The 25,850-nt window shown below is 60.8% G+C and carries 23 protein-coding genes and 1 pseudogene; 12 read left to right on the top strand and 12 right to left on the bottom strand.

Translation table 11 applies throughout. From position 1 onward, the window contains the following. Window positions 1-64: 64 nt before the first annotated feature. On the bottom strand, window positions 65-1,711 hold the full coding sequence (gene fumA / locus MKS11_RS17520) for a class I fumarate hydratase FumA (protein ID WP_023318141.1): 1,647 nt from the start codon (window positions 1,709-1,711) through the stop codon (window positions 65-67). 200 nt (window positions 1,712-1,911) lie between these two features. Here fumA and manA point away from each other — a divergent pair, with 200 nt between their 5' ends. Both manA and MKS11_RS17530 read left to right on the top strand, forming a co-directional pair. Beyond that, a complete protein-coding gene (gene manA / locus MKS11_RS17525; protein ID WP_064150126.1) occupies window positions 1,912-3,090 on the top strand; it encodes a mannose-6-phosphate isomerase in 1,179 nt (392 codons plus the stop codon). Window positions 3,091-3,176: 86 nt separating this feature from the next. After that, complete coding sequence (locus tag MKS11_RS17530; RefSeq protein ID WP_032455952.1) at window positions 3,177-4,736, top strand: YdgA family protein; 1,560 nt, start codon at window positions 3,177-3,179, stop codon at window positions 4,734-4,736. A gap of 39 nt (window positions 4,737-4,775) precedes the next feature. Here the strand turns inward: MKS11_RS17530 and MKS11_RS17535 are convergent, their stop codons facing one another. Then, window positions 4,776-5,804 carry a Mal regulon transcriptional regulator MalI gene (locus MKS11_RS17535; protein WP_023318138.1) on the bottom strand — a complete coding sequence of 343 codons (1,029 nt, stop codon included), beginning with the start codon at window positions 5,802-5,804 and terminating at the stop codon, window positions 4,776-4,778. 173 nt (window positions 5,805-5,977) lie between these two features. Between MKS11_RS17535 and malX the strand changes: the two genes are divergently transcribed. Both malX and MKS11_RS17545 read left to right on the top strand, forming a co-directional pair. Next, the gene (gene malX / locus MKS11_RS17540) at window positions 5,978-7,570 is read left to right on the top strand and encodes a maltose/glucose-specific PTS transporter subunit IIBC (RefSeq protein WP_004204102.1); all 1,593 of its coding nucleotides are present in this window, start codon (window positions 5,978-5,980) and stop codon (window positions 7,568-7,570) included. 52 nt (window positions 7,571-7,622) lie between these two features. Then, window positions 7,623-8,795 (top strand): MalY/PatB family protein, encoded by a 1,173-nt coding sequence (locus MKS11_RS17545; RefSeq protein WP_087770986.1) that lies wholly within the window; start codon window positions 7,623-7,625, stop codon window positions 8,793-8,795. Window positions 8,796-8,808: 13 nt separating this feature from the next. On the opposite strand, the gene MKS11_RS17550 is transcribed toward MKS11_RS17545, so the two are convergent. Next, on the bottom strand, window positions 8,809-9,837 hold the full coding sequence (locus MKS11_RS17550; protein WP_048294707.1) for a CorA family divalent cation transporter: 1,029 nt from the start codon (window positions 9,835-9,837) through the stop codon (window positions 8,809-8,811). A gap of 308 nt (window positions 9,838-10,145) precedes the next feature. Between MKS11_RS17550 and ydfZ the strand changes: the two genes are divergently transcribed. Continuing rightward, window positions 10,146-10,349, top strand: a complete 204-nt coding sequence (ydfZ, locus tag MKS11_RS17555; protein WP_004151566.1) for a putative selenium delivery protein YdfZ — start codon at window positions 10,146-10,148, stop codon at window positions 10,347-10,349. Window positions 10,350-10,419: 70 nt separating this feature from the next. On the opposite strand, the gene MKS11_RS17560 is transcribed toward ydfZ, so the two are convergent. Further along, window positions 10,420-10,899, bottom strand: coding sequence for a hypothetical protein (locus MKS11_RS17560; protein ID WP_164877798.1), 480 nt, complete (start codon window positions 10,897-10,899; stop codon window positions 10,420-10,422). 239 nt (window positions 10,900-11,138) lie between these two features. Here MKS11_RS17560 and MKS11_RS17565 point away from each other — a divergent pair, with 239 nt between their 5' ends. From MKS11_RS17565 to MKS11_RS17580, 4 genes are all read left to right on the top strand, one after another. Further along, on the top strand, window positions 11,139-11,492 hold the full coding sequence (locus MKS11_RS17565; protein WP_064150132.1) for a DUF1304 domain-containing protein: 354 nt from the start codon (window positions 11,139-11,141) through the stop codon (window positions 11,490-11,492). 103 nt (window positions 11,493-11,595) lie between these two features. Continuing rightward, the gene (yedE, locus tag MKS11_RS17570) at window positions 11,596-12,807 is read left to right on the top strand and encodes a selenium metabolism membrane protein YedE/FdhT (protein ID WP_064150134.1); all 1,212 of its coding nucleotides are present in this window, start codon (window positions 11,596-11,598) and stop codon (window positions 12,805-12,807) included. Continuing rightward, on the top strand, window positions 12,804-13,037 hold the full coding sequence (yedF, locus tag MKS11_RS17575) for a sulfurtransferase-like selenium metabolism protein YedF (protein WP_004204092.1): 234 nt from the start codon (window positions 12,804-12,806) through the stop codon (window positions 13,035-13,037). Before yedE ends, yedF begins: the two co-directional genes overlap by 4 nt. A 245-nt stretch (window positions 13,038-13,282) precedes the next feature. Further along, window positions 13,283-13,675: a DUF1398 domain-containing protein gene (locus MKS11_RS17580; protein WP_004204091.1), complete on the top strand. Its 393-nt coding sequence runs from the start codon at window positions 13,283-13,285 to the stop codon at window positions 13,673-13,675. Window positions 13,676-13,714: 39 nt separating this feature from the next. Here MKS11_RS17580 and MKS11_RS17585 read toward each other — a convergent pair whose 3' ends face one another. After that, window positions 13,715-13,873 (bottom strand): YqaE/Pmp3 family membrane protein, encoded by a 159-nt coding sequence (locus tag MKS11_RS17585; RefSeq protein WP_002903230.1) that lies wholly within the window; start codon window positions 13,871-13,873, stop codon window positions 13,715-13,717. 282 nt (window positions 13,874-14,155) lie between these two features. On the opposite strand from MKS11_RS17585, the gene gap reads away from it, so the two are divergent. Next, window positions 14,156-15,154 carry a type I glyceraldehyde-3-phosphate dehydrogenase gene (gene gap, locus MKS11_RS17590; protein WP_004204090.1) on the top strand — a complete coding sequence of 333 codons (999 nt, stop codon included), beginning with the start codon at window positions 14,156-14,158 and terminating at the stop codon, window positions 15,152-15,154. Between the two features lie 48 nt (window positions 15,155-15,202). Here the strand turns inward: gap and aldA are convergent, their stop codons facing one another. Beyond that, the gene (aldA, locus tag MKS11_RS17595; protein WP_004204088.1) at window positions 15,203-16,642 is read right to left on the bottom strand and encodes an aldehyde dehydrogenase; all 1,440 of its coding nucleotides are present in this window, start codon (window positions 16,640-16,642) and stop codon (window positions 15,203-15,205) included. Here aldA and MKS11_RS17600 point away from each other — a divergent pair. Further along, complete coding sequence (locus MKS11_RS17600; RefSeq protein ID WP_032425978.1) at window positions 16,641-16,778, top strand: hypothetical protein; 138 nt, start codon at window positions 16,641-16,643, stop codon at window positions 16,776-16,778. The two genes, aldA and MKS11_RS17600, sit on opposite strands and share 2 nt — an antisense overlap. Window positions 16,779-16,839: 61 nt before the next feature. On the opposite strand, the gene MKS11_RS17605 is transcribed toward MKS11_RS17600, so the two are convergent. Beyond that, the gene (locus MKS11_RS17605; protein WP_004204086.1) at window positions 16,840-17,640 is read right to left on the bottom strand and encodes a YdcF family protein; all 801 of its coding nucleotides are present in this window, start codon (window positions 17,638-17,640) and stop codon (window positions 16,840-16,842) included. 381 nt (window positions 17,641-18,021) lie between these two features. On the opposite strand from MKS11_RS17605, the gene MKS11_RS17610 reads away from it, so the two are divergent. Beyond that, window positions 18,022-19,347 carry an MFS transporter gene (locus MKS11_RS17610; protein ID WP_004204084.1) on the top strand — a complete coding sequence of 442 codons (1,326 nt, stop codon included), beginning with the start codon at window positions 18,022-18,024 and terminating at the stop codon, window positions 19,345-19,347. Between the two features lie 204 nt (window positions 19,348-19,551). Here the strand turns inward: MKS11_RS17610 and MKS11_RS17615 are convergent. From MKS11_RS17615 to astA, 5 genes and pseudogenes are all read right to left on the bottom strand, one after another. Then, window positions 19,552-20,981, bottom strand: a pseudogene (locus MKS11_RS17615) (amino acid permease). A gap of 9 nt (window positions 20,982-20,990) precedes the next feature. Further along, the gene (astE, locus tag MKS11_RS17620; protein ID WP_004204082.1) at window positions 20,991-21,986 is read right to left on the bottom strand and encodes a succinylglutamate desuccinylase; all 996 of its coding nucleotides are present in this window, start codon (window positions 21,984-21,986) and stop codon (window positions 20,991-20,993) included. A gap of 10 nt (window positions 21,987-21,996) precedes the next feature. Continuing rightward, complete coding sequence (gene astB / locus MKS11_RS17625; protein ID WP_004204080.1) at window positions 21,997-23,337, bottom strand: N-succinylarginine dihydrolase; 1,341 nt, start codon at window positions 23,335-23,337, stop codon at window positions 21,997-21,999. Window positions 23,338-23,358: 21 nt separating this feature from the next. Further along, entirely contained in the window at window positions 23,359-24,825 is a 1,467-nt protein-coding gene (gene astD, locus MKS11_RS17630; RefSeq protein ID WP_049004372.1) for a succinylglutamate-semialdehyde dehydrogenase, read from the bottom strand. Next, on the bottom strand, window positions 24,816-25,838 hold the full coding sequence (gene astA / locus MKS11_RS17635) for an arginine N-succinyltransferase (protein ID WP_074404059.1): 1,023 nt from the start codon (window positions 25,836-25,838) through the stop codon (window positions 24,816-24,818). Before astA ends, astD begins: the two co-directional genes overlap by 10 nt. Window positions 25,839-25,850 lie beyond the last annotated feature (12 nt).

Genomic DNA, 25,850 nt, shown 5'->3' on the forward strand with positions numbered 1-25,850 from the left:
AGGCGATCACAATAACGAAAACCGGTTTGTCATCGGCCATAGCCGCCCCGAAGGGCGGCCAGGTTTACTTCACGCAGCGGGCGCACTGCGACGTCTGGATCTGCTGGAAGAAGTCGTTGCCTTTATCATCGACGAGAATAAACGCCGGGAAGTCTTCCACGTCGATTTTCCAGATAGCCTCCATCCCCAGTTCCGGATACGCCACGCACTCAAGGCTGCGGATGCTCTGCTGAGCCAGTACCGCCGCCGGGCCGCCGATGCTGCCGAGGTAGAAGCCGCCGTGCTTGTGGCAGGCGTCGGTGACCTGCTGGCTACGGTTGCCTTTCGCCAGCATGATCTTGCTCGCGCCGTGCGACTGCAGCAGATCGACGTATGAGTCCATGCGCCCTGCGGTAGTCGGGCCGAGGGAGCCGGAGGCGTAACCGTCCGGCGTCTTGGCCGGGCCGGCGTAGTAAATCGGGTGATCTTTGACGTACTGCGGCAGGGCTTCGCCATTATCAATAAGCTCTTTCAGCTTGGCGTGGGCGATATCGCGGGCCACGATAATAGTGCCGCTCAGCGACAGACGCGTGGACACCGGGTACTGCGACAGCAGCGCCAGGATCTCGCTCATCGGCTGGTTAAGATTCACTTTCACCGCTTCGCCTTCCCCGGCCTGGCGCAGATGCTCTGGGATATATTTCCCCGGATTGCTCTCCAGCTTCTCAATCCAGATGCCGTCGCGGTTGATTTTGGCTTTGATGTTGCGGTCGGCGGAACAGGAGACGCCCATCCCTACCGGGCAGGAAGCGCCGTGACGCGGCAGACGGATCACGCGGATATCGTGGGCGAAATATTTGCCGCCGAACTGCGCGCCGAGGCCGAGGTTCTGCGCTTCCAGCAGCAGTTCTTGCTCCAGTTGCACGTCGCGGAAAGCCTGCCCATGTTCGTTACCTTCGGTCGGCAGGCCATCGTAGTATTTGGTGGAGGCCAGCTTGACGGTTTTCAGCGTCGCTTCCGCCGAAGTCCCGCCGATGACAAAGGCGATATGGTACGGCGGACAAGCGGCGGTCCCCAGGGTGCGCATCTTCTCGACCAGATAGTTTTTCAGCTTCGCCGGGGTGATCAGCGCTTTGGTTTCCTGGTACAGATAGGTTTTGTTAGCCGAGCCGCCGCCCTTGGCGATGCAGAGGAATTTATACTCATCGCCATCGGTAGCATAGAGGTCAATCTGCGCCGGCAGGTTGGTGCCGGTGTTGACCTCTTTATACATATCCAGCGGGGCGTTCTGCGAATAGCGCAGGTTGTCCTGGATATAGGTGTTGTACACCCCCTGCGCCAGGGCGGCCTCATCGCCGCCGCCGGTCCAGACGCGCTGGCCTTTTTTACCCATGATGATCGCGGTGCCGGTGTCCTGACAGGTGGGCAGAATGCCTTTGGCGGCGATATCGGAGTTGCGCAGGAACTGCAGGGCGACGTATTTGTCGTTTTCGCTGGCTTCCGGGTCGTTCAGGATATCCGCCACCTGCTGCTGATGCGCCGGGCGAAGCATAAAGGAGGCGTCGTGGAAGGCATGCTGCGCCAGAAGGGTCAGCGCCTGAGGGTCAACTTTTAGCACTTCCTGGCCGGCAAATTCGGCGACGGAGACGTAATCACTGCTGAGGAGATAATACTCGGTGTCATCCTTTTTGAGGGGAAAAGGATCCTGGTAAACAAACGGTTTATTCGACATTGTACTCTCACTTACTGCTTTGGCTGATTATGTTTCAGGCAGGGACTCCATGTGCCTGTAGAAAAGCGAGTCGATCAATCTTACACAATTTTTTAACAAAAACTGAGACAGGGACGACTTTTTCTTTCAGCAGTTGCTTCTCCAGCGTTTGCTGGTTTAATAGGGCGATAATTTTACTTTGATTGATACAGGGAATGAGAATGCAAAAGCTGATCAACGCCGTACAGAACTATGCCTGGGGAAGCCATACCGCCTTAACTGAACTGTATGGCATCGCCAACCCGGACAACCAGCCGATGGCAGAGCTGTGGATGGGGGCGCATCCGAAGAGCAGCTCGCAGGTCCTGACGGCCGATGGCCAGCCGCGTTCGCTGCGCGAGGTGATTGACGCGGATAAAGCCGCCCTGCTCGGCGACAAAGTGGCGCAACGCTTCGGTGAGCTGCCGTTCCTGTTTAAAGTGCTGTGCGCCGCGCAGCCTCTCTCCATTCAGGTCCATCCTAACAAGCAGGCCTCCGAAGAGGGTTTCGCCCGCGAGAACGCCGCCGGCATCCCCCTCTCCGCCGCCGAACGTAACTACAAAGATCCGAACCACAAGCCGGAGCTGGTTTTCGCCCTGACCCCGTTCCTGGCGATGAACGCGTTTCGCGAGTTCAGCGAAATTGTCAGCCTGCTGCAGCCGGTGGCCAACGCACACCCGGCGATCGGCGCCTTCCTGCAGCAGCCGGACGCGACTCGCCTGAGCCAGCTGTTTGCCAGCCTGCTGAATATGCAGGGCGAGGAAAAAGCCCAGGCGCTGCAGGCGCTGCGCGAGGTGCTGGACCGTGAGCAGGGCGAACCGTGGCAGACCATCCGCCTGATCGCGGAATTCTATCCCGACGACAGCGGCCTCTTCTCCCCACTGCTGCTGAACGTGGTGAAGCTGAATCCTGGCGAAGCGATGTTCCTGTTTGCCGAAACGCCGCACGCTTATCTGCAAGGGGTAGCGCTGGAGGTGATGGCCAACTCGGATAACGTGCTCCGCGCCGGCCTGACGCCGAAGTACATTGATATCCCTGAGCTGGTGGCCAACGTCAAGTTCGAGGCTAAACCGGCGGGTGAGCTGCTGACCCAGCCGCAGCGCCACGGCGCGGAACTGGACTTCCCGATCCCGGTGGAAGATTTTGCCTTCTCGCTGCACGATCTCTCCACCGAGGCCAGCGATCTGGCCCAGGCGAGCGCGGCGATCGTTTTCTGCGTCGACGGCGAAGCCGTGCTGCGCAAAGGCGACCAGAGCCTGACCCTCAAGCCGGGCGAATCGGCCTTTGTGGCCGCCAATGAATCGCCGGTGCAGGTCAGCGGCCATGGCCGCGTGGCGCGCGTGTTCAATAAGCTCCAGTAAACGACTGACCTTTCAGGTCTCGCTTACTGATTATGACAACTCAGCCAGGCGGTCTCTCCGCCTGGCTTCATTTATGGACAAATGCTATGAAAAAATCGCTGGTCGCAGCAGGAATCATCGTGGCGCTGGGCGTGGTATGGACAGGCGGCGCCTGGTACACCGGCAAACAGCTGGAAGGCCGAATTGCCGATATGGTGCAGCAGGCTAACGCGCAGCTACGCAGCAGCGCGCCGGAGTCAGGTCTGGAGCTGAGCTATCAGGACTACCAGCGCGGGCTGTTCAGCAGCCATTTGCAGCTGGTGGTGAAGCCCATCGCCGGTCAGGCTAACGGCTGGCTGGCCGCCGGACAGAGCGTGGTGCTTGACGAGGTGGTCGATCACGGCCCCTTCCCGCTGGCCTCGTTAAAAACCTTTAATCTGGCTCCGGCGATGGCTTCGGTCCACACCACGCTGGTGAAAAACGACGCCAGCCAGGCGCTGTTCGAGATAGCCAAAGGCACTACCCCCTTCACCGTTGATACGCGCATCGCCTACAGCGGCGACAGCCAGTCGGCGATCGTTCTCAATGCCCTCGACTACGCCAAAGGGGATGAGAAAGTCACCTTCAGCGGCGGCCAGTTCCAGCTCGACGCCGATCGCGACGGCAAAAACATCAGCCTGAAGGGCCAGGCCGGCAGCGGTCAGATCGATGCCCTCAACGAATATAACCAGAAGGTGCAACTGCGCTTCGTCAACCTGACCACCGACGGCGCCACCGAGCTGGCCAGCTTCAACGAGCGTATCGGCCAGCAAAAAATGACCCTCGATAAACTGGCCATCAGCGTCGAAGGCAAAGAGCTGGCGCTGGTTGACGGCATGGCGCTGGACGGCGGCTCGACGCTGACCAAGGACGGCAAAGGCGTGAACAGCCAGGTGAACTATACCGTCAACAGCCTTAAGCTGCAGGGTCAGGATATGGGCAGCGGCAAACTGACGCTGAAAGTGGATAACGTCGACGGTCAGGCGTGGCACCAGTTCAGCCAGCAGTACAGCGCGCAGTCTCAGGCGCTGCTGGCGAAGCCAGAGCTGGCGCAGAACCCGGAGCTGTACCAGCAGGCGCTTACCGAAACCCTGTTCAATGCGCTGCCGATCCTGCTTAAGGGCAATCCGTCGGTGACCATCTCCCCGCTGAGCTGGCGCAATGCCAAAGGCGAAAGCACCCTCAACCTCTCGGTTCTGCTGAAAGATCCGGCCCAGGTGACCGCTCCGCCGCAGACGCTGGCGGACAGCCTGGATCGCGTGGTGCAGTCCCTTGACGGCAAAGTGGTGATCCCGGTGGATATGGCGACGGAGTTTATGACTAAGATCGCCGGTCTGGAAGGCTACCAGCCAGCCGACGCCGCCAAACTCGCCGATCAGCAGGTCAAAGGCCTGGCGGCGATGGGCCAGATGTTCCGCATCACCACCATGGAAGATAATGCCATCAGCAGCAGCCTGCAGTACGCGAACGGCCAGGTGACGCTGAACGGCCAGAAAATGCCGCTGGAGGATTTTGCCGCGATGTTTGGTCTGGAAGCGCCTTCGCTACCGGACGGCGCGCCGCAGGACGGCCAGCCGCAGCAGGATGACGCCGCGCCTCAGCAGGACGACGCCGCCCCGCAGCCGTAACGTATCGGCTCAGGAGACGGCCACCGCGCGCCGTCTCCGTCATTTTCTCGTCACCAGCCGCGGGGGCATGATCTGGTTTCGCGTCTCGCCCGCGCCCTCCTCCAGCCGCCGCAGCATCGACTCCGCCAGCGTTTTGCCCATCTCGCGCGCCGGGGTGGTGACCCAGGTGAGAGGCAGGTCGTCAAGCGCGGCCTCGGGCACATCGGCGAACGCCGCCAGCGCCACCCGCTGCTCGAAGTAGCTGTCGACGCCATCTTCCCCGCTCTGCCTTCCAGCCCGCAGCAGTCCAAACCACGCGCCGGTCGCCACTACGTTGTTGTAGCACACCACCGCGGTGATGGTCGGATTTTGCCCCAGCAGCGCGGTCATCGCCTCCGCCGCCTGCTTCTGGCTCGACTCGCACTCCAGCACCCATTCGCTGTGAAACGGCAGACCGTATTTCAGCAAGGTGGCGCAATAGCCGCCGACCCGCTCGGCGCGCGTTAGCGACGAGCTCTGGCCGCCAAGCCAGGCGATCCGCTGATGGCCGCGGCGGATCAGATGCTCGGTCACCAGCTGCGCCGCCTGCATGTTGTCCGGGCGGATCAGGTCGACATCGTCGAGGTAGCTGGCGCGGGAAGCGAACACCAGCGGCACCCCCGCCTCCGCCGCCCGCTCGCGCAGCTCGCTGCCGCGGTCGATGGCCCCGGCGATGATCACCCCGTCCACCCCCTGCGCCGCCAGCGTATCAAACCGTTGAGCCATCTTCTCGCCGCTGCGTCCCCCCTGGGTGAGAAACACCATTTTCCCCTGCCTCTCCAGGGCATCGGTGAGGCCGGCGGTTAACTCGGCATAGAACGGTTTAGAGAGATCGCTGACGATAAGGCCAATCACCCCGCTCTGTCCGCCGCGCAGCGAGGCGGCCTGACGGTTGCGCACAAATCCCAGCTGCTCGATGGCCTGATTAACCCGCTCGCCGGTGGCGCTGGAGATGCGCCCTTTGCCGCTCAGCACCAGCGAAACGGTGCTCACGGAGACGCCGGCGGCCAGTGCCACATCATTGATGGTGATCTTTTTTGCGATTGCCATAACCTGCTGGCTGACTCCCTTGCCTGTCGATAAAACGTTTTATCATTGTGTGATCTTTATAAACCTTATTATCGCTTGAATATGTGATTTTTATCGCACTAAAAAGTGATAAAACGTTTTATCTTGCCGTGGCGTTAGTTCTTCCCGACCACTTGAGAATCAGGAACCGTGCTATGACGGCGAAAACCGCACCAAAAATCACCTTGTGGGAATTTTTCCAGCAGCTGGGAAAAACCTTTATGCTGCCCGTGGCGTTGCTCTCGTTTTGCGGGATCATGCTGGGGATCGGCAGCTCGTTAAGCAGTCACGATGTTTTGACCCTGCTGCCGTGGCTGGATATGCCGCTGCTGCAGGCCATCTTTATCTGGATGAGCAAAGTCGGCTCCTTTGCCTTCAGCTTCCTGCCGGTGATGTTCTGTATCGCCATCCCGTTGGGGCTGGCGCGGGAGAACAAAGGCGTCGCCGCCTTCGCCGGTTTTGTCGGCTACGCGGTCATGAACCTGGCGGTCAACTTCTGGCTGACGGCGAAAGGCATTCTGCCCACCACCGACGCCGCGATCCTTAAGGCCAACAATATCCAGAACATCATCGGTATTCCATCGATCGATACCGGGATCCTCGGGGCGGTTATCGCCGGGATTATCGTCTGGCTGCTGCATGAGCGCTTTCACAACATTCGCCTGCCGGACGCCCTGGCCTTCTTCGGCGGCACCCGCTTCGTGCCGATCGTCACCACCGTGGTGCTGGGTCTGGTCGGGCTGGCGATCCCGCTGGTGTGGCCGGTCTTCGCCATGGGGATCAACGCCCTCGGGAAGATGATCAATAGCGCCGGCGATTTTGGGCCGATGATCTTCGGCACCGGCGAGCGACTGCTGCTGCCGTTTGGCCTGCACCACATCCTGGTGGCGCTGATCCGCTTCACGGAAGCCGGCGGCACCCTCGACGTCTGCGGCCACAGCGTCAGCGGCGCGCTGACCATCTTCCAGGCGCAGCTGAGCTGCCCGACCACCCACGGCTTCGCCGAAAGCGCCACCCGCTTCCTGTCGCAGGGTAAGATGCCAGCCTTCCTCGGCGGTCTGCCGGGCGCCGCGCTGGCGATGTACCACTGCGCCCGTCCGGAAAATCGGCATAAAATTAAAGGCCTGCTGATCTCCGGGGTGATCGCCTGCGTGGTGGGCGGCACCACCGAGCCGCTGGAGTTCCTGTTCCTGTTCGTGGCGCCGGTCCTGTATGTCATCCACGCCCTGCTGACCGGTCTCGGCTTTACCATCATGGCGGTGCTCGGCGTCACCATCGGCAACACCGACGGCAATATTATCGACTTCGTGGTGTTTGGCATCCTGCATGGTCTGGCGACCAAGTGGTATCTGGTGCCGGTGGTGGCGGCAATCTGGTTTGCGGCCTACTATGCCATCTTCCGCTTCGCCATCACCCGCTTCAATCTGAAAACGCCGGGCCGCGATATCGACACCGCCGCCAGCGTGGAGAAAGCGGTCGCTGGCACCATTGGTAAATCCGGGTATAACGTGCCGGCGATTCTGGCGGCCCTCGGCGGCGCCGACAACATTGTCTCGCTGGATAACTGCATTACCCGTCTGCGTCTGTCGGTACAAGATATGAGCAAAGTGGACGCCGCCGCGCTGAAAGCCCACCGCGCCATCGGGGTGGTTCAGCTCAACCAGCATAATCTGCAGGTGGTGATTGGCCCGCAGGTGCAGTCGGTAAAAGATGAAATGGCCACGCTGATGAATACCGTTCAGGCCTGATCTCACCGGTCCCCTTCCGGCACGGAAGGGGACCCTTGCTAAGGAAGTTCCGATGTTTGATTTTTCCATACCCATCGACCGCCACGGCACCTGGTGCACGCAGTGGGACTATGTCGCAGACCGCTTTGGCGTCCCCGACCTGCTGCCGTTCACCATCTCCGATATGGATTTCGCCACCGCGCCCTGCATCCTCGACGCCGTCAGCCGGCGGCTGGCCCACGGCGTGTTCGGCTACAGCCGCTGGCAGAACGAGGTGTTTCTCGGGGCGATTGCCCACTGGTACGCCAGCCGCTTTCACAGCGTCATCGATCCGCAAACGGTGGTTTACGGACCGTCGGTTATTTATATGGTGGCGGAAACCATCCGCCAGTGGTCGCAAGAAGGCGACGGCGTCGTCGTCCATACTCCCGCCTACGATGCGTTCTATAACACTATCACCGCTAACCGCCGACAGATCGCCCCGGTGCCACTGACCCTGACGAACAATCACTGGCACTGCGATATGGCGCGCCTGGAAGCGGCGCTGGCGGAGCCGAAGAATACCCTGCTGCTGCTCTGCAGCCCGCACAACCCAACGGGCAAAGTCTGGCGCCGCGAGGAGCTCCAGACCATGGCGGCGCTGTGCCAAAAGCATGGCGTCAGGGTGATTAGCGACGAAATTCATATGGACATGACCTGGGGCGACCACCGTCATATCCCGTGGAGCGAGGTGGCTCAGGGGCCGTGGGCGCTGTTCACCTCCGGATCAAAGAGCTTCAATATTCCAGCCTTTACCGGGGCCTATGGCTTTATCCCCGAGGCAACCTGCCGCGACAGCTATCTGCAGGCGCTGAAAGCGCGCGATGGACTCTCGTCGCCCTCGGTGCCGGCGCTGCTGGCTCATATCGCCGCCTACCGCGACGGGGCGCCCTGGCTCGACGCCCTGCGCGACTACCTGCAGGAGAACCTGCGCTTTGTGGCTGATACACTCAATCGCGCCTTTCCTGCGCTACGCTGGCAGCCGCCGGAGGCCACCTACCTGGCGTGGATCGACCTGCGCCCCCTCAACATTGACGACCGCGCACTGCAGCAGGCGCTGATCGCCGGGCAGAAGGTGGCGATAATGCCGGGATATACCTATGGTCCCGAAGGCAATGGCTTTCTGCGCCTCAACGTCGGCTGTCCACGCGAGAAGCTGGAGCGCGGTGTCGCAGGGCTGATAGCCGCCCTGCGCAGCCTCAGTTGACGCGCGGCACTGACTACAGATCGTCACGCCGGCGGAACGCCAGGTAGCCGGCGCCGAGGGTAAAGATGCCGACAATCACCACCAGCAGGATAAACCCGTGGTGATTGCTCGCCAGCGGGATCCCGCCGACGTTCATGCCGAAGAAACCGGCGACAATGTTAATCGGTAGCGCGAGGACCGTGATCACCGTCAGGGTGTAGAGGGTGCGGTTGCTCTGCTCCAGCTGGCGGGCGCCGATCTCCTCCTGCAGCAGGCTGATGCGCTCGATCAGGCCGGACAGGTCATTAAGCACCACGCTAAACTCTTCGGTGAACTGACGAAATGCCTGCACCACCGCGCGATCCATCCACGCTGGCGGCCGGTTAAGCAGCCGGAACATTGCCGCCGGTTCCGGCGCCAGCAGCCGTTGAAAACGCAGCAGCATCCGCCGCAGCCGCGCCAGATCGGCCCGATTACGCTGCACGTGATTGCTCAGGAGCCGCTCTTCAATCAGGTCGACGTGGCGGCTGGCCTGGCGCACCACCTGCTCCAGCACCTCCTCCTGCTCCTCCAGCAAAAAGGCCAGCAGTTCAGCGGAGGTATGCACCTTAAGCGTATGCAGACGCGGCAGCATCCATTCGATAAACCGCAATGGTTTGAAACGCGCTGTCACCACCAGCTTCGGGCTACAGTAGAGCCACAGCGTGGCGGTTTCCGCGCTGGTGTCTTGCGGACGAAACAGCACGTCGTTAAGCACGGCGAACAGATTCTCCCCTTGCCGTTCAATACGGGTGGTATGCGAGCCGCTGCGGATCTCCTCAAAGAAAAAGTCCGCCACGGGAAAGTGACTGATTAGCCATTTTTCGGCGGTGGCGTGATTGAGATTAAGATGCAGCCAGATAAAGGCCTTATCGTCAGCCAGCGCCTGATAGCTGGCACATACCTCACCAGAGGCAATAGGCTGTGGGGGGTGATCTTCGTGAAACAGATAGCCATACACCAGGCCGGACACTTCCATATCAAAATCGGGCTTTAACATCTTCGCGGTGACGTCTTGACTCATGGCTCCCTCAGGACAGGCACTGGCACCGTTGATGCCCAGATAGCGCCATATTTCGCTATTTTTCGCGTACTGGCAAGGTTAATAATCCTGCCGCAAAACCGTCATCTGACGGACATATTTCGGGCAGCATGCCTGAGTCATACCCGGCGTGCTGACCAAGCGCGTCGCGCGACGATCTGGCCTTCTCGCTGTGTTTTTATCGTCACTATTAAAATAATTTTGATATTCCTCAAAACTTTTTTAGGCGGGAAGCGGTATTAATTTGGCCGCTTAATCATTGCTTACCCTGGTTTATTGAGGAGGAGACCATGAAAACCTATGACCGTAATCGTAACGCTATTGCTACCGGCAGTATGGTCATGATCGCTGGTAACGGTACGACGGGCGTGATTAAAGCGATCCATGGCGAGGGGAAAACCGCCGAGCAGCTGCGTCGGGCGGACTGCGTGGAAATCGACGGCTGCGAGGGACGCTTCTGCCCGTTAGATCTGATCCGTCTCGGTTTCCATTAATCCCTGCCGTCAGGGCACCATGAGCAGGCCACCCAGCGTGGCCTCTTCTTTTTCAGGCTGATCCAGGCGCTTAGCGAAAGCTCCACTGAATACTCATCACGAAGATCGCCGGGAGAATAATCCCGCCCTCGACGCCGAAATAATCGGTAAAGTTGTATTGCAGACCATGATAAATATAGGGCGAAAAACCGACGCCGGTGATTTTTTTGGCGGTGCGGTAGGTGCCTGAGTCGCCGCAGTGGCTGAAAGCGTCAAAGAAAAATTCCCCGGTATAGGCATACACCCCTTTCAGCAGCCAGCCGGTGTCGTTTTTCAGCCAGTCGCGGCGCACGCCGAGGGTCAGACAGCGATCGTCGAAGCTGTTTTTCATGGTGCCGACCAGCGCGCTGTATTTTGAATCCGCTGAAAACTTGCGCTCCACCGAGAAAAAGTTGTTGTTGAAATGCTCGTTATATTGTCCGTGGTTACCGGTCATGTGATAAACATAGGAACCAGTATTCATCGAATAAAGATTGAATTCCCCGGCCTGCGCCGACGGCATGGCAACCAACAATAGCCCGGATAACAAAATCCATAATTTATTTAACATTCAGTAATCTACGCCACACCTGTAAAAAAAGAACCCGGCATACTATCACCGCGAAGCTAAACCAAAGGGCAATCAGATACACCGACGCTTTTCGCGGCAGGCAAACATGATGCTATAAGCACTATAGCAGTCGCCCTCTCGCCTGGTGAGCGCCAGCGGCTATACTGCTGACACATTCATCTTATTGATTAAGGACTGCTGTGTTAGCCACTCTCCTCGTTGCGCTGGTCGCTATCATTCATCTCGCCATCCTGGTGCTGGAGATGTTTTTCTGGGAAGCGCCCGCCGGGCGCCGGGCCTTTAACCTCAGCGCCGATTTCGCCCGGGAAAGCCGGGTGCTGGCGGCCAACCAGGGGTTGTATAACGGTTTCCTGGCCGCCGGCCTGGCGTGGGGGCTGTGGCTGGGGGCATCGGGCGTGCAGGTGGTGATCTTTTTCCTCGCCTGCGTGCTGGCCGCCGGGATATTCGGCGCGCTGACCGCCAGCCGCAAAATTCTCTATATTCAGGCGCTGCCCGCGCTGCTGGCGCTGCTTGTGGTGCTGGCGCAGGCGTAGGGTCTTGATCCAAAACAGAGAAAGCAGGCGCTAAGGCGGATACTATGTGCCCCCTTCGGTCGGTCATCGACCGTTAATACCTTCTGAGTTCAGAGGCATTTTTATGACATGGCAATCCTTCAAACAGGCCTGGCTTATCCGGTTCTGGTCTCCCGTCCCGGCGGTCATCGCCGCGGGCATTCTCTCAACCTACTATTTTGGCATCACCGGCACCTTCTGGGCGGTGACCGGCGAATTTACCCGCTGGGGTGGCCAGCTGCTGCAGCTGCTGGGGGTCCACAGCGAACAGTGGGGCTATTATCAGCTGATCCATCTCGACGGGACGCCGCTGACCCGCATCGACGGCAGGATGATCATCGGCATGTTCGGCGGCTGCCTGGCCGCGGCATTGTGGGCCAATAACGTCAAACTGCGCTTGCCACGCAGCCGGATCCGCATAGTGCAGGCCGTGGCCGGGGGCATCATCGCCGGGTTCGGCGCGCGGCTGGCGATGGGCTGCAACCTGGCGGCGTTTTTCACCGGCATTCCGCAGTTCTCCCTGCACGCCTGGCTGTTTGCCATCGCCACCGCCATCGGCTCCTGGTTTGGCGCTCGCTTCACCCTGCTGCCTCTATTTCGCATCCCGGTAAAAATGCAAAAGGTATCCGCCGCTTCGCCGTTAACCCAAAAACCGCTGCAGGCACGCCGCCGTTTCCGCCTGGGCATGGCGGTCTTTTTCGCCATGATCGGCTGGGGCCTGCTCACCGCCGCAGACCACCCTGCGCTCGGCCTTGCGATGCTGTTCGGCATCGGCTTCGGTCTGCTTATCGAGCGAGCGCAGATCTGCTTTACCTCCGCCTTTCGCGATATGTGGATCACCGGCCGGACGGTGATGGCGAAGGCGATAATCTTCGGCATGGCGGCGAGCGCCATCGGCATCTTCAGCTATGTGCAACTGGGGATGGCGCCGAAAATCATGTGGGCCGGTCCCAATGCGGCGATCGGCGGGCTACTGTTCGGCTTTGGCATCGTGCTGGCCGGCGGCTGTGAGACCGGCTGGATGTACCGGGCGGTGGAAGGCCAGGTTCACTACTGGTGGGTGGGGCTGGGCAACGTCATTGGCTCCACGCTGCTCGCCTGGTGCTGGGACGATATCGCCGCCCCGCTCGCCACCCACTGGCAAAAGGTCAACCTGCTGAACGCTTTTGGTCCCTTCGGCGGACTGCTGGCGACCTATCTGCTGCTGCTGATCGCCCTGCTGCTGGTGATCGCCTGGGAGAGACATTTTTTCCGCCGCCAGTCGGCAGCGGTCCGGACCGTGAAGGAGAGTGCATGAAAAACATCATCCCTGATTATCGCCTGGACATGGTCGGCGAGCCCTGCCCTTATCCGGCGGTCGCCACCCTGGAGGCGATGCCCTCCCTGCAAAAAGGCGAGATCCTCGAAGTGATAAGCGACTGTCCGCAGTCGATCAATAACATTCCGCTCGATGCCAGGAACCATGGCTATACGGTGCTGGATATTCAGCAGGATGGCCCGACCATTCGCTATCTGATCCAGAAGTAATCCCGTTTTCCCGCCGGCGACCTTCATCGCCGGCATGGATTTCCCCGTCTCGCCATGTCCTCACCATCAGATGGGCCGTGCAGGCAAACGATTGCAATAGATTGTAACACTTGAAACGGTGTTCCAGTTATCAAATAACCATTAATATAACGCGGCTATATTATTAAAATACGAATAAGTAACTTCGTGAATGGTTTCTGCCGCTACCGGCCAAAGCCGCACACAGCAATACAATAAGGATAGAAATGGAACTGCTGGCCAGGCTGGGTTATTTTTTTGAGCAAGTGCGTGCAGATGCCGATTTTGCCACCTTCGCCAATGAACTACGTCGGCACCAGGTCTCGTGTTACATCTACTTTGTCTCCACCGGCAATATGAATTTCGTGATGGCAAACGACAAGGTGATCACGATAAAAAGCGCCCGCAGCCTGCTGCGCGTGCGCAGCGCCCCCAACCAGCAGCTGACCTCGGCTGCGGTCATCCGCCATTTTGCCGGCGCCATCAACTTTGAACAATACTGTAAGGATCTCGCCAGCGCCGGGGTGTTTAAGTGGAGCGTCGACCTGGACGAGGAGACTCGCCACTACTGGTCGAAGGATAACCGGCTGCTGTATAAAGAGAGCCTGATTCCCCCCTGAGCGGGTCCCGGGGGGAAGTCTGGTTTGCGGGGCCAGCCCTTAATCGCGTGTCTGGACCCAAAAGGCGTGGATCAGGCCTGGAATATAGCCCAGTAGGGTCAAAATGATGTTGAGAATAAACGCCCAGCCGAAACCTTTCCCCAGCAGAACCCCCAGCGGCGGCAGAATGATAGTAAAAACGATTCTCCAGAATCCCATAAGTTCTCCCTTCATCTAATGTCAACATTTTACTAAGCTATTCAATAGTTAAGCATAGACGCTTTTCACCGCTTCGCCAGCAGGCAGCGCCCTCATCTCCGGTAACAAAAATTATTTCCTGCCGTCACGGATAAAAAAGTCCGCCAAAACATCCACTTTTTTGCCTCATGCTGTGGGCCTGACAGCGAACCGCACAGATTGTCAGTTGACCTGGCTGCCAGTCAGGACTAAGCCTGGAGAAGTTTTATCACATCGAGTCGTTTTACCAACCGGAGAATATCCATGAGTAAACTTGGGATTAATGGTTTTGGTCGTATCGGACGTCTGGTGTTACGCCGTTTATTAGAAGTCGACAGCAGCCTCGAGGTGGTGGCCATCAACGACCTCACCTCGCCAAAAGTGCTGGCCTACCTGTTAAAGCATGATTCAAACTACGGCCCCTTCCCGTGGAGCGTCGACTTCACGGAAGATGCGCTGATCGTCAACGGCAAGACCATCACCGTGTATGCCGAAAAAGAGGCGCAGCATATTCCGTGGCAGGCGGCGGGCGCGGAAGTGATTGTGGAGTGTACTGGGTTCTACACCTCGGCAGAGAAATCGCAGGCCCATCTTCAGGCCGGTGCACGCAAGGTACTGATTTCGGCCCCCGCCGGCGAGATGAAAACCATCGTCTATAACGTCAACGATGACACCCTGACGGCGGATGACACCATCATCTCCGTCGCCTCCTGCACCACCAACTGCCTGGCGCCAATGGCCAAAGTGCTGCAGGACGCCTTTGGCATCACCGTAGGCACCATGACCACCATCCACGCCTATACCGGCACCCAGTCGCTGGTGGACGGGCCGCGCGGTAAAGATCTGCGCGCCTCCAGGGCGGCGGCGGAAAACGTCATCCCGCACACCACCGGCGCGGCCAAAGCTATCGGCCTGGTGATCCCCGCCCTGAGCGGCAAGCTGAAAGGCCATGCCCAGCGCGTACCGACCAAAACCGGCTCAGTGACAGAGCTGGTGTCGGTGCTGGAGAAAAAGGTAACTGCGGATGAGGTCAATCAAGCGATGAAGCAGGCTGCCGATGGCAATGAATCCTTTGGCTATACCGAAGAAGAGATTGTCTCTTCCGATATCATCGGCAGCCATTTCGGTTCAATCTACGATGCCACCCAGCTGGAGATTGTGGAGGCCGGCGGCGTACAGCTGGTGAAAACCGTCGCCTGGTACGACAACGAATACGGTTTTGTCACCCAGCTGATCCGCGTGCTGGAGAAATTTGCCCGCTAAGTGAACGGCGGACAGCCTGCGCTGCCCGCCGATTCTGCATTGAGCGTCTCAGGCCTGCAGATAGACCACCTGGGTCTGCAGGTACTCATTCAGGCCATGGCGGCCATCTGCGCCGCCGATCCCTGATTTACGCCAGCCGGCGTGGAATCCCTGCATCGCCTCAAAGTTCTCGCGGTTGATATAGGTTTCGCCGAACTTCAGCCCCTTAATCGCCTTCATCGCCACGTTGAGATCGCGAGTGTAGATTGAGGAGGTGAGGCCATAATCGCTGTCATTGGCCATCGCCAGCGCTTCATCGAGAGTTGAAAACGCCACCACCGGCAGCACCGGACCGAAGGTTTCCTCATGGATAATATCCATCTCCTGACGCACATCCAGCAGCAGGGTCGGCGGATAAAAATAGCCTTTCCCCTCCAGCGGCTGACCGCCCAGCGCTACCCGCGCCCCCTGCGCCACCGCCTTCGCCACTTTGCGCGCCACCTGATCCCGCGCGGCAGCGTTGATCAGCGGCCCCATCGCGATGTCATCCCGCGCCGCCGGGTCGCCAAACTGCACGGCCTTCATCGCCTCGCCGAGGCGGTTGACGAAGCGGTCGTAAATCCCCTGCTGAACATAGACCCGCTCGACGCAGTTGCACACCTGCCCGGTGTTGATCACCCGCGAGTCCACCACCGCCTTCACCGCCAGCTCCACATCCGCATCGTCCATGACGATGGCCGGCGCTTTGCCGCCAAGCTCAAGGCACACTTTGGTGATATTTTTCGCCGCGGCGGCCATGATTTTCTCCCCCGCCGCCACGCTGCCGGTCATGCTGACCATCGCCACCTTCGGATTGCCGGCCAGCTCCTGGCCGACGGTTTCCCCACGGCCGAGCACCAGGTTAAAGACCCCTTTCGGCAGCCCAACCTGGTGGACGATCTCGGCGAAAGCAATAGCGTTATTGGGCGTGAATTCGCTGGGCTTAATGACGATGGTATTTCCGGTGATCAGCGCCGGCGCCAGCTTGCGGGCGATAAGAAAAAACGGGAAGTTCCACGGCAGGATCCCGGTGGTCACCCCCAGCGCGCGTTTGAAGACAAGGATATTTTCCCCGGGACGGTCGCTCTGCACGATCTCCCCTTCATAACGCCGCGCCCATTCGGCCATGTAGTCGAGATAGTCGGCGGTGAACGCCACCTCCACCGCCGCCAGCTGCTGGATCTTGCCGCCTTCAGCGACGATCAGCCCGGCGATGTCATCGGCACGCTGACGGATGCCGGCGGCAATTTTGCGCAGCCAGCCCGCGCGCTCAATGGCCGGCAGCGCCTCCCAGGCCGGCTGGGCGCGCTCCGCCGCGTCAATCGCCAGCCGCGCCTCTTCCGCGGTCCCGTCCGGGATCCGCGACAGCAGCGCTTCGGTCGCCGGGTTAAGCACGTCGATCCAGCCGTCGCCGTGACCGGAAACGAACTGGCCATCAATATACATCTGGTGTTGAACGGGTGCTGTCATGGCTGCTCCTGTGGTGCATTTGTATTTAACAAGTGATTTTTTTGTTAAATATCGGGCGGATAAGCCGTGGCTTCGCAGCACATTGGCGCAGTTTTGTGAGCTGATTCATAAAACCGGGCCAAAAATACCCGGTTGAGGTTACATTTCAATAACACAAATTGCCCGTTTGCGATAAATCTGCCGCAAACGGGCATTTATCAGCCGAGGATGCGGGCCTGCAGCGCCCCGGCGAGCCGGTCATCCTCCCGCAGCTGTCGCCAGGCGTCGAGGATCTCCGGCGGGAAAGTCACGTGGCTGATAAAGTCTTTCCCCCGTGGACCGTACCCTTCAGGGGAATCCTGCAGACGCGGCAGTTCGCCGAGCAGCAGCGCCAGGTAGCGGGTCACCGGCCACAGCCCCGCCCCGCCGCCCACGAACCCCAACTGGCCGTCGGTCTGTTGCAGCACCGGCGTGCAGCCGGGAAAGCTCAGCCACTGCGGCGGCGTCGTCGCCCCCTGCCAGACGCGGGCGAAGGTGGCCATCGTCCGCCGCTGCATGGTGGGGTCCTGAATGACGATCCCGCGACGATGGGGGATCCCCCGACTCTCCAGCATTGTGCGAGTAAAGCGCGCGTTTTCGCCGCAGTTGGTCGACCGATCCTCCACCACCAGCCGCGGGCGAGGAATGTGCCAGAAGTCATGCGCAATATCCGCCAGAATATGCGCTTCCGGACGCCCCTCCACCGCGAGCGAACGGTAGCGCGGATCTTCGCGCACCGCCTCATACAGAAAACCGGTAGAGTGCCCTACGCCGCCGCTGATCAGCAGCGGAACCTCCTGCTCCACCGCCAGTCGGCAGGCGGCGTCGATGGTAGGGATCACGGCGTTGCCAGCCAGCACCACCACATCCACCGCCGGCGGCGCGGTCAGCGTCGCCAGATCGTTTTGCGCCAGCCAGCCGCCGGTCAGGTTTGCCGCCGCCAGCGTCGTCGCCGACAGCGGGGGAAAGTGTTCTGCCATTCTGATCTCCTTAATCACCTCTCAGCCGCGCAGAGAGAATAGTCTGGCCATCATAAACGCCGCCTGCCGGGGCGCAAAGCGACGCTGATTTGTAACTATTTTGAAATAACAAGAAACATCTAAAAACACGCAGGTTGCACCTGAATAACTGACCATGAAAATAACAAAAAACAGCAAAAACAGGTGGAAAATAAAAATTTACCTCGCGGTTACACCAGATAAAAGCGCGTTTTCTTGCCCGCATTGCCGAGGGATAACTTGCCAATTGTAACCATCAACTCTAAGTTGCTTAACAATTACACAACCTTTTTCACATCAGGTTGCACCCTGCACGCACAGAGTGACACCTGACCTTTTACCGTGGCGGGAGAACGTTTCGTAATGAGCAATCCAGCAAGCAACACTGCATCCATTCTGCAGAAAAACAAGAAGGTACTGATCGCGAGCCTGACCGGCAGCGCCATCGAATGGTTCGATTATTTTCTCTATGGCACCGCCGCCGCGCTGGTGTTTAACAAAATCTTCTTTCCGATGGTCGACCCGGTCATTGGTCTGATCCTCTCCTGGCTCTCCTTTTCGCTCACCTTTTTTATCCGCCCCATCGGCGGAGTCATTTTCGCCCATATCGGCGATCGCATCGGTCGCAAGAAGACGCTGGTGCTCACCCTGTCGCTGATGGGCAGCGCCACGGTGGCCATTGGCCTGCTGCCCACCTACGAGATGGTGGGCCTGTGGGCGCCGGCCCTGCTGATTACCCTGCGCATTATTCAGGGCATGGGTATCGGCGGCGAATGGGGCGGCGCGCTGCTGCTGGCCTACGAATACGCCCCGGAAAAGCGGAAAGGCTTTTTCGGCAGTATTCCCCAGGCCGGCGTGACCATCGGCATGCTGATGGCAACCTTCATCGTCTCGCTGATGACCCTGTTCGATGAGGCGCAGTTTCTCGCCTGGGGCTGGCGAATTCCGTTCCTGCTCAGCTCCGTCCTCGTTTTCCTCGGCCTGTGGATCCGCAAAGACATCGACGAAACGCCCGCCTTTAAGCAGGTGAAACAGTCTGGCCAGGTGGCGAAGGCTCCGCTGCGCGAGACGCTCAAACACCACTGGCGGGAAGTGCTGATCGCCGCGGGTCTGAAAGTGGTGGAGACCGCCCCCTTCTATATCTTCTCCACCTTTGTGGTCAGCTACGCCACCACCACCCTGAGCTATCAGAAGTCGCAGGCGCTGGAATCCGTCACCCTGGGCGCGCTGGTGGCCACCGTGATGATCCCGCTGATGGGGCTACTGTCCGACAAGGTGGGTCGGCAAAAAATGTACACCCTGAGCGTGGTGCTGCTGGGGCTGTTTATCGTCCCGTGGTTCCTGCTGCTCGACACCGGCACCAGCTGGGGCATTATGCTGGCGACGATCGTTGCCTTCGGCATCCTGTGGGCGCCGGTGACCGCGGTGCTGGGCACCCTGTGCTCAGAGATTTTCAGCGCCAATGTGCGCTATACCGGGATCACCCTCGGCTACCAGCTGGGCGCCGCGCTCGCCGGGGGCACCGCGCCGCTTATCGCCACCGGTCTGCTGGCGAAATACGATGGTGACTGGCGACCGGTGGCCGTCTACCTGGGCGTGACGGTGGCGATTTCGCTGCTGGCGATATTCTGCGCCAGCCGGATGAAATCCGTCCCTGGCGCGGCGCGCTCCCGGGCGGAAAGCGCCTGACCGCAGCCGGTCCGGGCTATCTCGGCGCCGACCATCCTGCCCGGCGGCGCTGCGCTTGCGCGGGCCTACAGGGGGATCACGCCGCGGGGGAAACCGCACCTTCCGGGCCCGGTAAGGCGCCAGCCGCCACCGGGCAGACGAACGGGAACAACGGCTAAGACGCCCTGGCCACACCTCTTAGCCGGCCGCCAGGGCCGGCGGGTGTCAGGCGCTCTGATTGTCCAGCTGAAACTGCCCTTCGCGCCGCTGCTTCAGCTTCCAGAAGGCCCACAGCGCGATAAACCACAGCGGAGAAGCCAGCAGCGCCAGCAGCGTGTCCGGGTCAAAGATCATGATGAAGATGGCGAAGGCGAAGAACAGCAGGCTCACCCAGCTCATCACCACGCCAAAGGGCATCTTAAAGATCGACCCGGCATGCAGATCCGGACGCTGACGGCGATAAACCAGATAGGCCGCGAGGATCATCCCCCAGCTGAACACCACCATAATCGCCGCCAGGGTCGAGACGATGGTGAACAGGGTCATCACATTCGGCACCAGGAACAGCAGCAGCGTACCGATCAGCATGCAGAAGCAGGAGAACAGCAGGCTGCGCACCGGAATGCGGGTGCTGCGCGACAGAATGCGGAACTGCCAGTGCGCATGCTTCTCCACCGACAGGCCGTACAGCATGCGGGTGCTGGAGAAGACCCCGCTGTTGGCCGAGGACATCGCCGAGGTCAGCGCCACGAAGTTAATCACCGCCGCCGCCGCGGGCAGCCCGGCTTTGGCAAACAGCGTTACGAAGGGGCTGGTCTCCGCCGACACCCCCGGCCAGGAGGCGACAGCGATGATCACCACCATCGACAGCAGATAGAAGATGATAATCCGCAGCGGCAGCGCATTGATCGCCTTGGGCAAAATGCGCTGCGGATCGCGGGTCTCCGCCGTCATCGTCCCCAGCAGTTCGATACCGGTAAAGGAGAAGATCGCTATCTGGAAGCCGGCGAAAAAGCCGGTGATACCGTGAGGCATAAAGGCCGTCGGGTCGGTGAGATGGCTCAGGGAAGCCGTCACGCCGTCCGGAGAGGTCCAGCCGGTGGCAATCATCCAGCCGCCGGTGACGATCAGGGCGATAATGGTGATCACCTTGATCAGGGCGAACCAGAACTCCGCCTCGCCAAACATCTTCACCGACAGCAGGTTGAGCAGGAACAGGATAGCCAGCATGCTGAGGGCCGGCATCCACGCCGACAGCTCGGGGAACCAGTTCTGCATATAGCTCCCGCACACCACCACGTCGGCGATACAGGTCACCACCCAGCTCAGCCAGTAGGTCCAGCCGAGATAAAAGCTGGCCTGCGGTCCGAGATACTCGCCGACAAAGTCGGCAAACGAGCGGTAGTCATGGCGAGTGAGCAGCAGCTCCCCATCGCCCGCATCACCATATAGGTAAAGAACCCGACCAGCACATAGATAACCAGGATCGAGGTGCCGGCGACGGCGATGTTGCGCCCCGCCCCCATAAACAGCCCGGTGCCGATGGCGCCGCCGAGGGCAATCATCTGGATATGGCGGGCGCCAAGCCCGCGCTTAAGCTGTGACGCGCCTTCACCTCCGGCGGCAGATGGCGCCTGATGTTGATGTTCAGTCATGGTGTTTCCTCAGGCTGGTTGCGGGAGGTGAAGCGCCGCGGCGCGGAGCAGCAGCCCGGCGCGCTGGCCGGTAGCGACCCCGGCATTGGGAAAGAGGATATAGGGGGCACGGGCCTGCACCACCCACCGTTTCTCTGCCTGGCGGGCGATCTCATACCCTGCCGGGAGCGCGGTGAAGTTCTCGACGTTGGCCGCCAGATTGAGCGTAAATTCCCCTTCGCGCTTGATGATGCTCTCCTCGACCAGGAAGTAATCCACCGGCGCTTTATCGCGCGCCGGCAGCGGCGCGTCAGAAATCCAGGCCCGGATCGCCGCGTCGGCGGCGGCGAACAGGCTAAGATCGTTAGCGCCGAACGGCATCACTTTTCCCAGCTCAAGGGTGGCGCTTTGCGCGGCGAACTTTTCGCAGGTGAAGTGGGTGAAGGTCCCGCCCGCTTCGGTATGGCGCACGATGGCGTCCATCCCGCTGGCCTGCAGCAGCTGATAGAAGCCGGGCGAAAAATCCTCCTCGTGGGCCGGGAGCAGCGCAAACTGGCGATACAGCGACCCGCGAATGGCGGTATGCATATCGAGATGACTACGGCTGACCGGCCCCGCCGCATCGGCGGCGCGATAGAAGGCCTGCACCGCCTGCTCGAGAGCAAAAGCCCGCCGCGACTCATTGCCCGGGGTGACCGCCAGATGGCGGCCGCCGAACAGGCGATTGAGGTCGTTGTGCAGATAGCGACGCGCGGCGCGGATCGCCGGCAGGTTACCAAAAACGATCAGCAGCGCCTGGGTGAGCGGCTGCCGCCCCTGGCTCAGATCGTGAGTCAGCTGCAGCAGCAGCTCGGTCGGCGCGGTCTCATTGCCATGGACGCCAGCGGAGAGGATCGTCGCCTGACGCCACGGCGTGGCCGGCAGCAACTGCAGGATGCCCTCGCCCAGCCAGCGGGCCTCGATGTCCGCCGGAAAGGTCCACGCCTGCAGGCGGCAGTGCAGTAAATCGTTAACCAGATGCTCCATCTGCCGCTCCTTAACGCTGAAAATCATAGACAGCGCCCAGACGCAGGATCTGCGTCAGCTCATCCAGCGCCTGATAAACCTCGCGCAGCAGCTGCGGGTCTGCCAGATCGCGGGCGTGCAGCCGGTCACGGTAATGTTTTTCCACCCACGCCGTCAGCTGCTGGTAACGTTCGTCGTTCATCAGGCTGTGGGCGTTGACCGCCTTACGTTCAGACTCGTTGAGCACCACCCGCAGCCGCAGGCAGGCCGGGCCGCCGCCGTTGCGCATGCTTTCCCGCAGGTCAAAAACCGCCACTTCATCGATCGGCGACGCGCTGTCGGCCGCGAGATCGCTCAGGTAACGCCAGACGTTTTCCCGCTGGCGGCACTCCTCTGGCACCACAATCAGCATCTTGCCGTCGGGTTTGCTCAGCAGCTGGCTGTTGAACAGATAGGAGGCCACCGCGTCATCGAGCGACACCCGCTCGTCCGGCACTTCCACGCTGGTAAACGGAATATCGAGACTGTCGCTTTTTGCCCGCAGCGTCGCCAATACTGTCGACTGATCGACAAACGCCTGCTGATGGTGGAACAGCACATGGCGATTGCTGACCGCGATAACGTCGTTATGAAACACGCCGCGATCGATAGCCTGCGGCGCCTGCTGGGCAAACACCGTGTAGCGCGGATCCAGCTGATGCAGGCGAGCCACTGCTTCGCTGGCCTCGAGGGTCTGCCGCGCCGGATACTTCACCGGGGCGATCCCGCCGCTGGCGCGTCGACCGTAGACAAACAGCTGCACCCCCTGCCGGTCATACTCCCGACAGAAGCGGTTATGGTTGGCCGCACCTTCGTCGCCGAGGTCGCCATGCTGCGGCAGCGCCGCGTGGTGGGCGAAGTAGCGCGGATCGGCGAAGGTGGCGCGCAGGATCGCCGAGGTGGTGGGCGCCTCCTGCATGCGGTGCAGCTTATTGTTCAGGTTGGCGACGGTGAAATGAACTTTGCCATCGGCGCTATCCGCCGACGGCGAAACGGTCGCCGCGTTAGCAGTCCACATCGACGAGGCGGAGCTGAAGGCGGAGAGCAGCTGCGGCGCCGCCTGGGCCGCCTGGCGGATGACCTGCTCATCGCTGCCCTCGAATCCCAGGTCGCGCAGCAGACGCAGGTTCGGCCGCGGCTGCGGCGGCAGAATCCCCTGCACGAATCCGCGATCGGCAAGGGCTTTCATTTTATACAGCCCCTGCAGCGCCGCCTTTTTAGGGTTAGAGAGACCATCGCGGTTATTTTGCGAGGCTTCATTGCCGACGGAGAGTCCGGCATAGTGGTGCGTCGGGCCGACCAGGCCATCAAAGTTAGCTTCAAAACCAGACATATGTCCTCACAGGATCCGTTATCAGAATGGCAGGCCCGGCGATACGTTCGCCGGAAGCGTCAGCGTGTCGCTGACCAGAGAGGCCATCGGCCAGGCACAGTAATCGGCGGCGTACCACGCTGCCGCGCGGTGGTTACCGGAGGCGCCCACCCCGCCAAACGGCGCTTTACTGGAAGCGCCGGTCAGCGGCTTGTTCCAGTTGACGATCCCGGCGCGCGCCTCGTCCGCCAGCTGGTCAAACTGTGCCGCATCGCTGGAGATCAGCCCCACGGCCAGGCCATAGCGGGTCTGGTTGGCGAGGCGAATCGCCTCCGGGAAGTCGTCGTAACGGATAACCGTCAGCAGCGGGCCAAAGTACTCTTCATCCGGCACCTCGATACCGGTGACGTCGACGATCCCCGGGGTCAGCACCGTGGAGTGCGGGTCGGGCTGGCGCAGGCGCAGCAGCACCTTGCCGCCAAGCGCCTCCAGTTTCTGCTGCGCCGCCAGCATGTTCTGCGCCGCCTCAAGGGAAATCACCCCACCCATAAACGGCGCCGGCTGGTCATCCCATTTCCCGGCGCGGATCTGCGCGCTGGCCTCCACCAGCCGCCGCAGCAGCGCATCCCCCTGCTCGCCGCGCTGAACAATCAGCCGGCGCGCGCAGGTGCAGCGCTGTCCGGCGGAGATAAACGCCGACTGGATAATCACATGTAGCGCCGCATCAACATCGGCCACATCAGCCACGATCAGCGCGTTGTTGCCGCCCATTTCGAGGGCCAGCATCTTCTCCGGCTGGCCGCCGAAGTAGCGATGAAAGTGGAAACCCGCCGCTGCGCTGCCGGTGAACAGCACGCCGTCGATATCGCGGTTTTCCAGCAGCGCCTGGCCGGTGGCTTTCCCGCCCTGCAGCAGGTTAATCACCCCGTCGGGGACGCCCGCCTGCTGCCACAGCTGGACCGTCAGTTCCGCAGTGGCCGGCGTCAGCTCGCTGGGTTTAAATACGATAGTATTCCCGGCGATCAGCGCCGGAATGATATGCCCGTTGGGCAGGTGGCCCGGGAAGTTGTAAGGGCCGAAGACCGCCATCACGCCGTGCGGCTTGTGGCGCAGCAGCGCTTTACCGTCCGGCATCGTCGACTCGTGAAAGCCCGTCCGCTGGTGATAGGCCTCGATGGAGATGGCGGCTTTGCCGATCATCGCCTGCACTTCGGTGCGGGTCTCCCACAGCGGCTTGCTGGTCTCCCGGGAAATCAGGGTCGCCAGCGCCTCTTTATGCGTCTCCAGCAGCGCGGCGAAACGCTGTACGACGTCAATACGCTCGGCCAGCGGGCGGTGCGACCAGGGATAAAACGCGGCGCGCGCCGCGGCGCAGGCCGCCTGGACGTCGTCGGCCCCCGCGCTGGCCGCCTGCCACAGCAGAGACTGATCCTCCGGGGCCAGTTTACTCATCGTTGCGCCGCTGCCCGGCTGCCACTGCCCGGCTATGAACTGTGCTTTTACCGCCATGATCTGTTTTCCTCTGGGTTCAGGGTTACCGTATAAACGCGGTCGGTCTCAGTGACCTGCAGCGCATCCAGCGCGGCGGCGTCCAGTGAGATCTGCTCTTCGTGGGCCACCAGCAGCGCCCGAAAATTGTCGAACTGACCGTTGGCGACGAGCGTCGGCGCCGACAGCGTGCCCGCCAACTGCTGAGCCGGCAGGCACTGGCAGTCGCGCACGGCGCGGATCTGATCGGTCTCCGCCTCCAGCACCGGACCGGCATCGAAAATATCCACCGAGCCGCGCCAGCTGAACCCCTCTTTCTCGAGGATCGCCCGCGCGGGGGCGGTGTTGGGGTGCACCTGACCGATGACCTGACGGGCATTCTCCGGCAGCAGCGAGATATAGATCGGGTACGCCGGCATCAGCTCGGCAATAAAGGTTTTCATGCCGGTGCCGGTCAGCCGGTCGGCATCGGCGAACGGGATCTCGAAGAAGTGATGGCCTAGCGCATCCCAGAACGGCGACTGCCCTTGCTCATCGCTGCAGCCGCGCAGTTCGGCAAACAGGTGCGGCGAAAACCACTCGCGGAAGGCGGCGATAAACAAAAACCGCGCTTTGGAGAGCAGCAGACCGTTGCGGTTGCGCTGATACTCGGGGTCGAGAAACAGCGTACACAGCTCGCTGTGGCCGGTGTGGTCATAGCTCAGATTGAGCAGCTCCTGGGGCTTGTAGACCCCCAGCGCTTTCGAGGCGCGGACCGTTTTCTGAATGCGAAAATTGTAAAACGGCTCGTCCAGGCCTACCGCTACCTCAATGGCGCTGACCCCCACCACCCGCGACAGCGCGGTGTCTTCCAGCACAAACAGAAAGCCTTGCTGGCCACGCGGCAGCGCGCCGGCGAAAGTGTCAATGCTGCGGCGGATCCGGGCGGCCAGGCGCCCGGCATCATGGGGTAAGGAGGTCATGCCGACCCCCGCCCGCGCGGCAAGGCGGACGATGTCGTCAAGATCGTTTTCCCGTACGGGACGAAATAGCATCACAGGCCGTCC

The sequence above is a fragment of the Klebsiella sp. K5-45 genome (genome assembly GCF_030128605.1).
In the GTDB taxonomy this organism is placed as follows: domain Bacteria; phylum Pseudomonadota; class Gammaproteobacteria; order Enterobacterales; family Enterobacteriaceae; genus Klebsiella; species Klebsiella quasipneumoniae.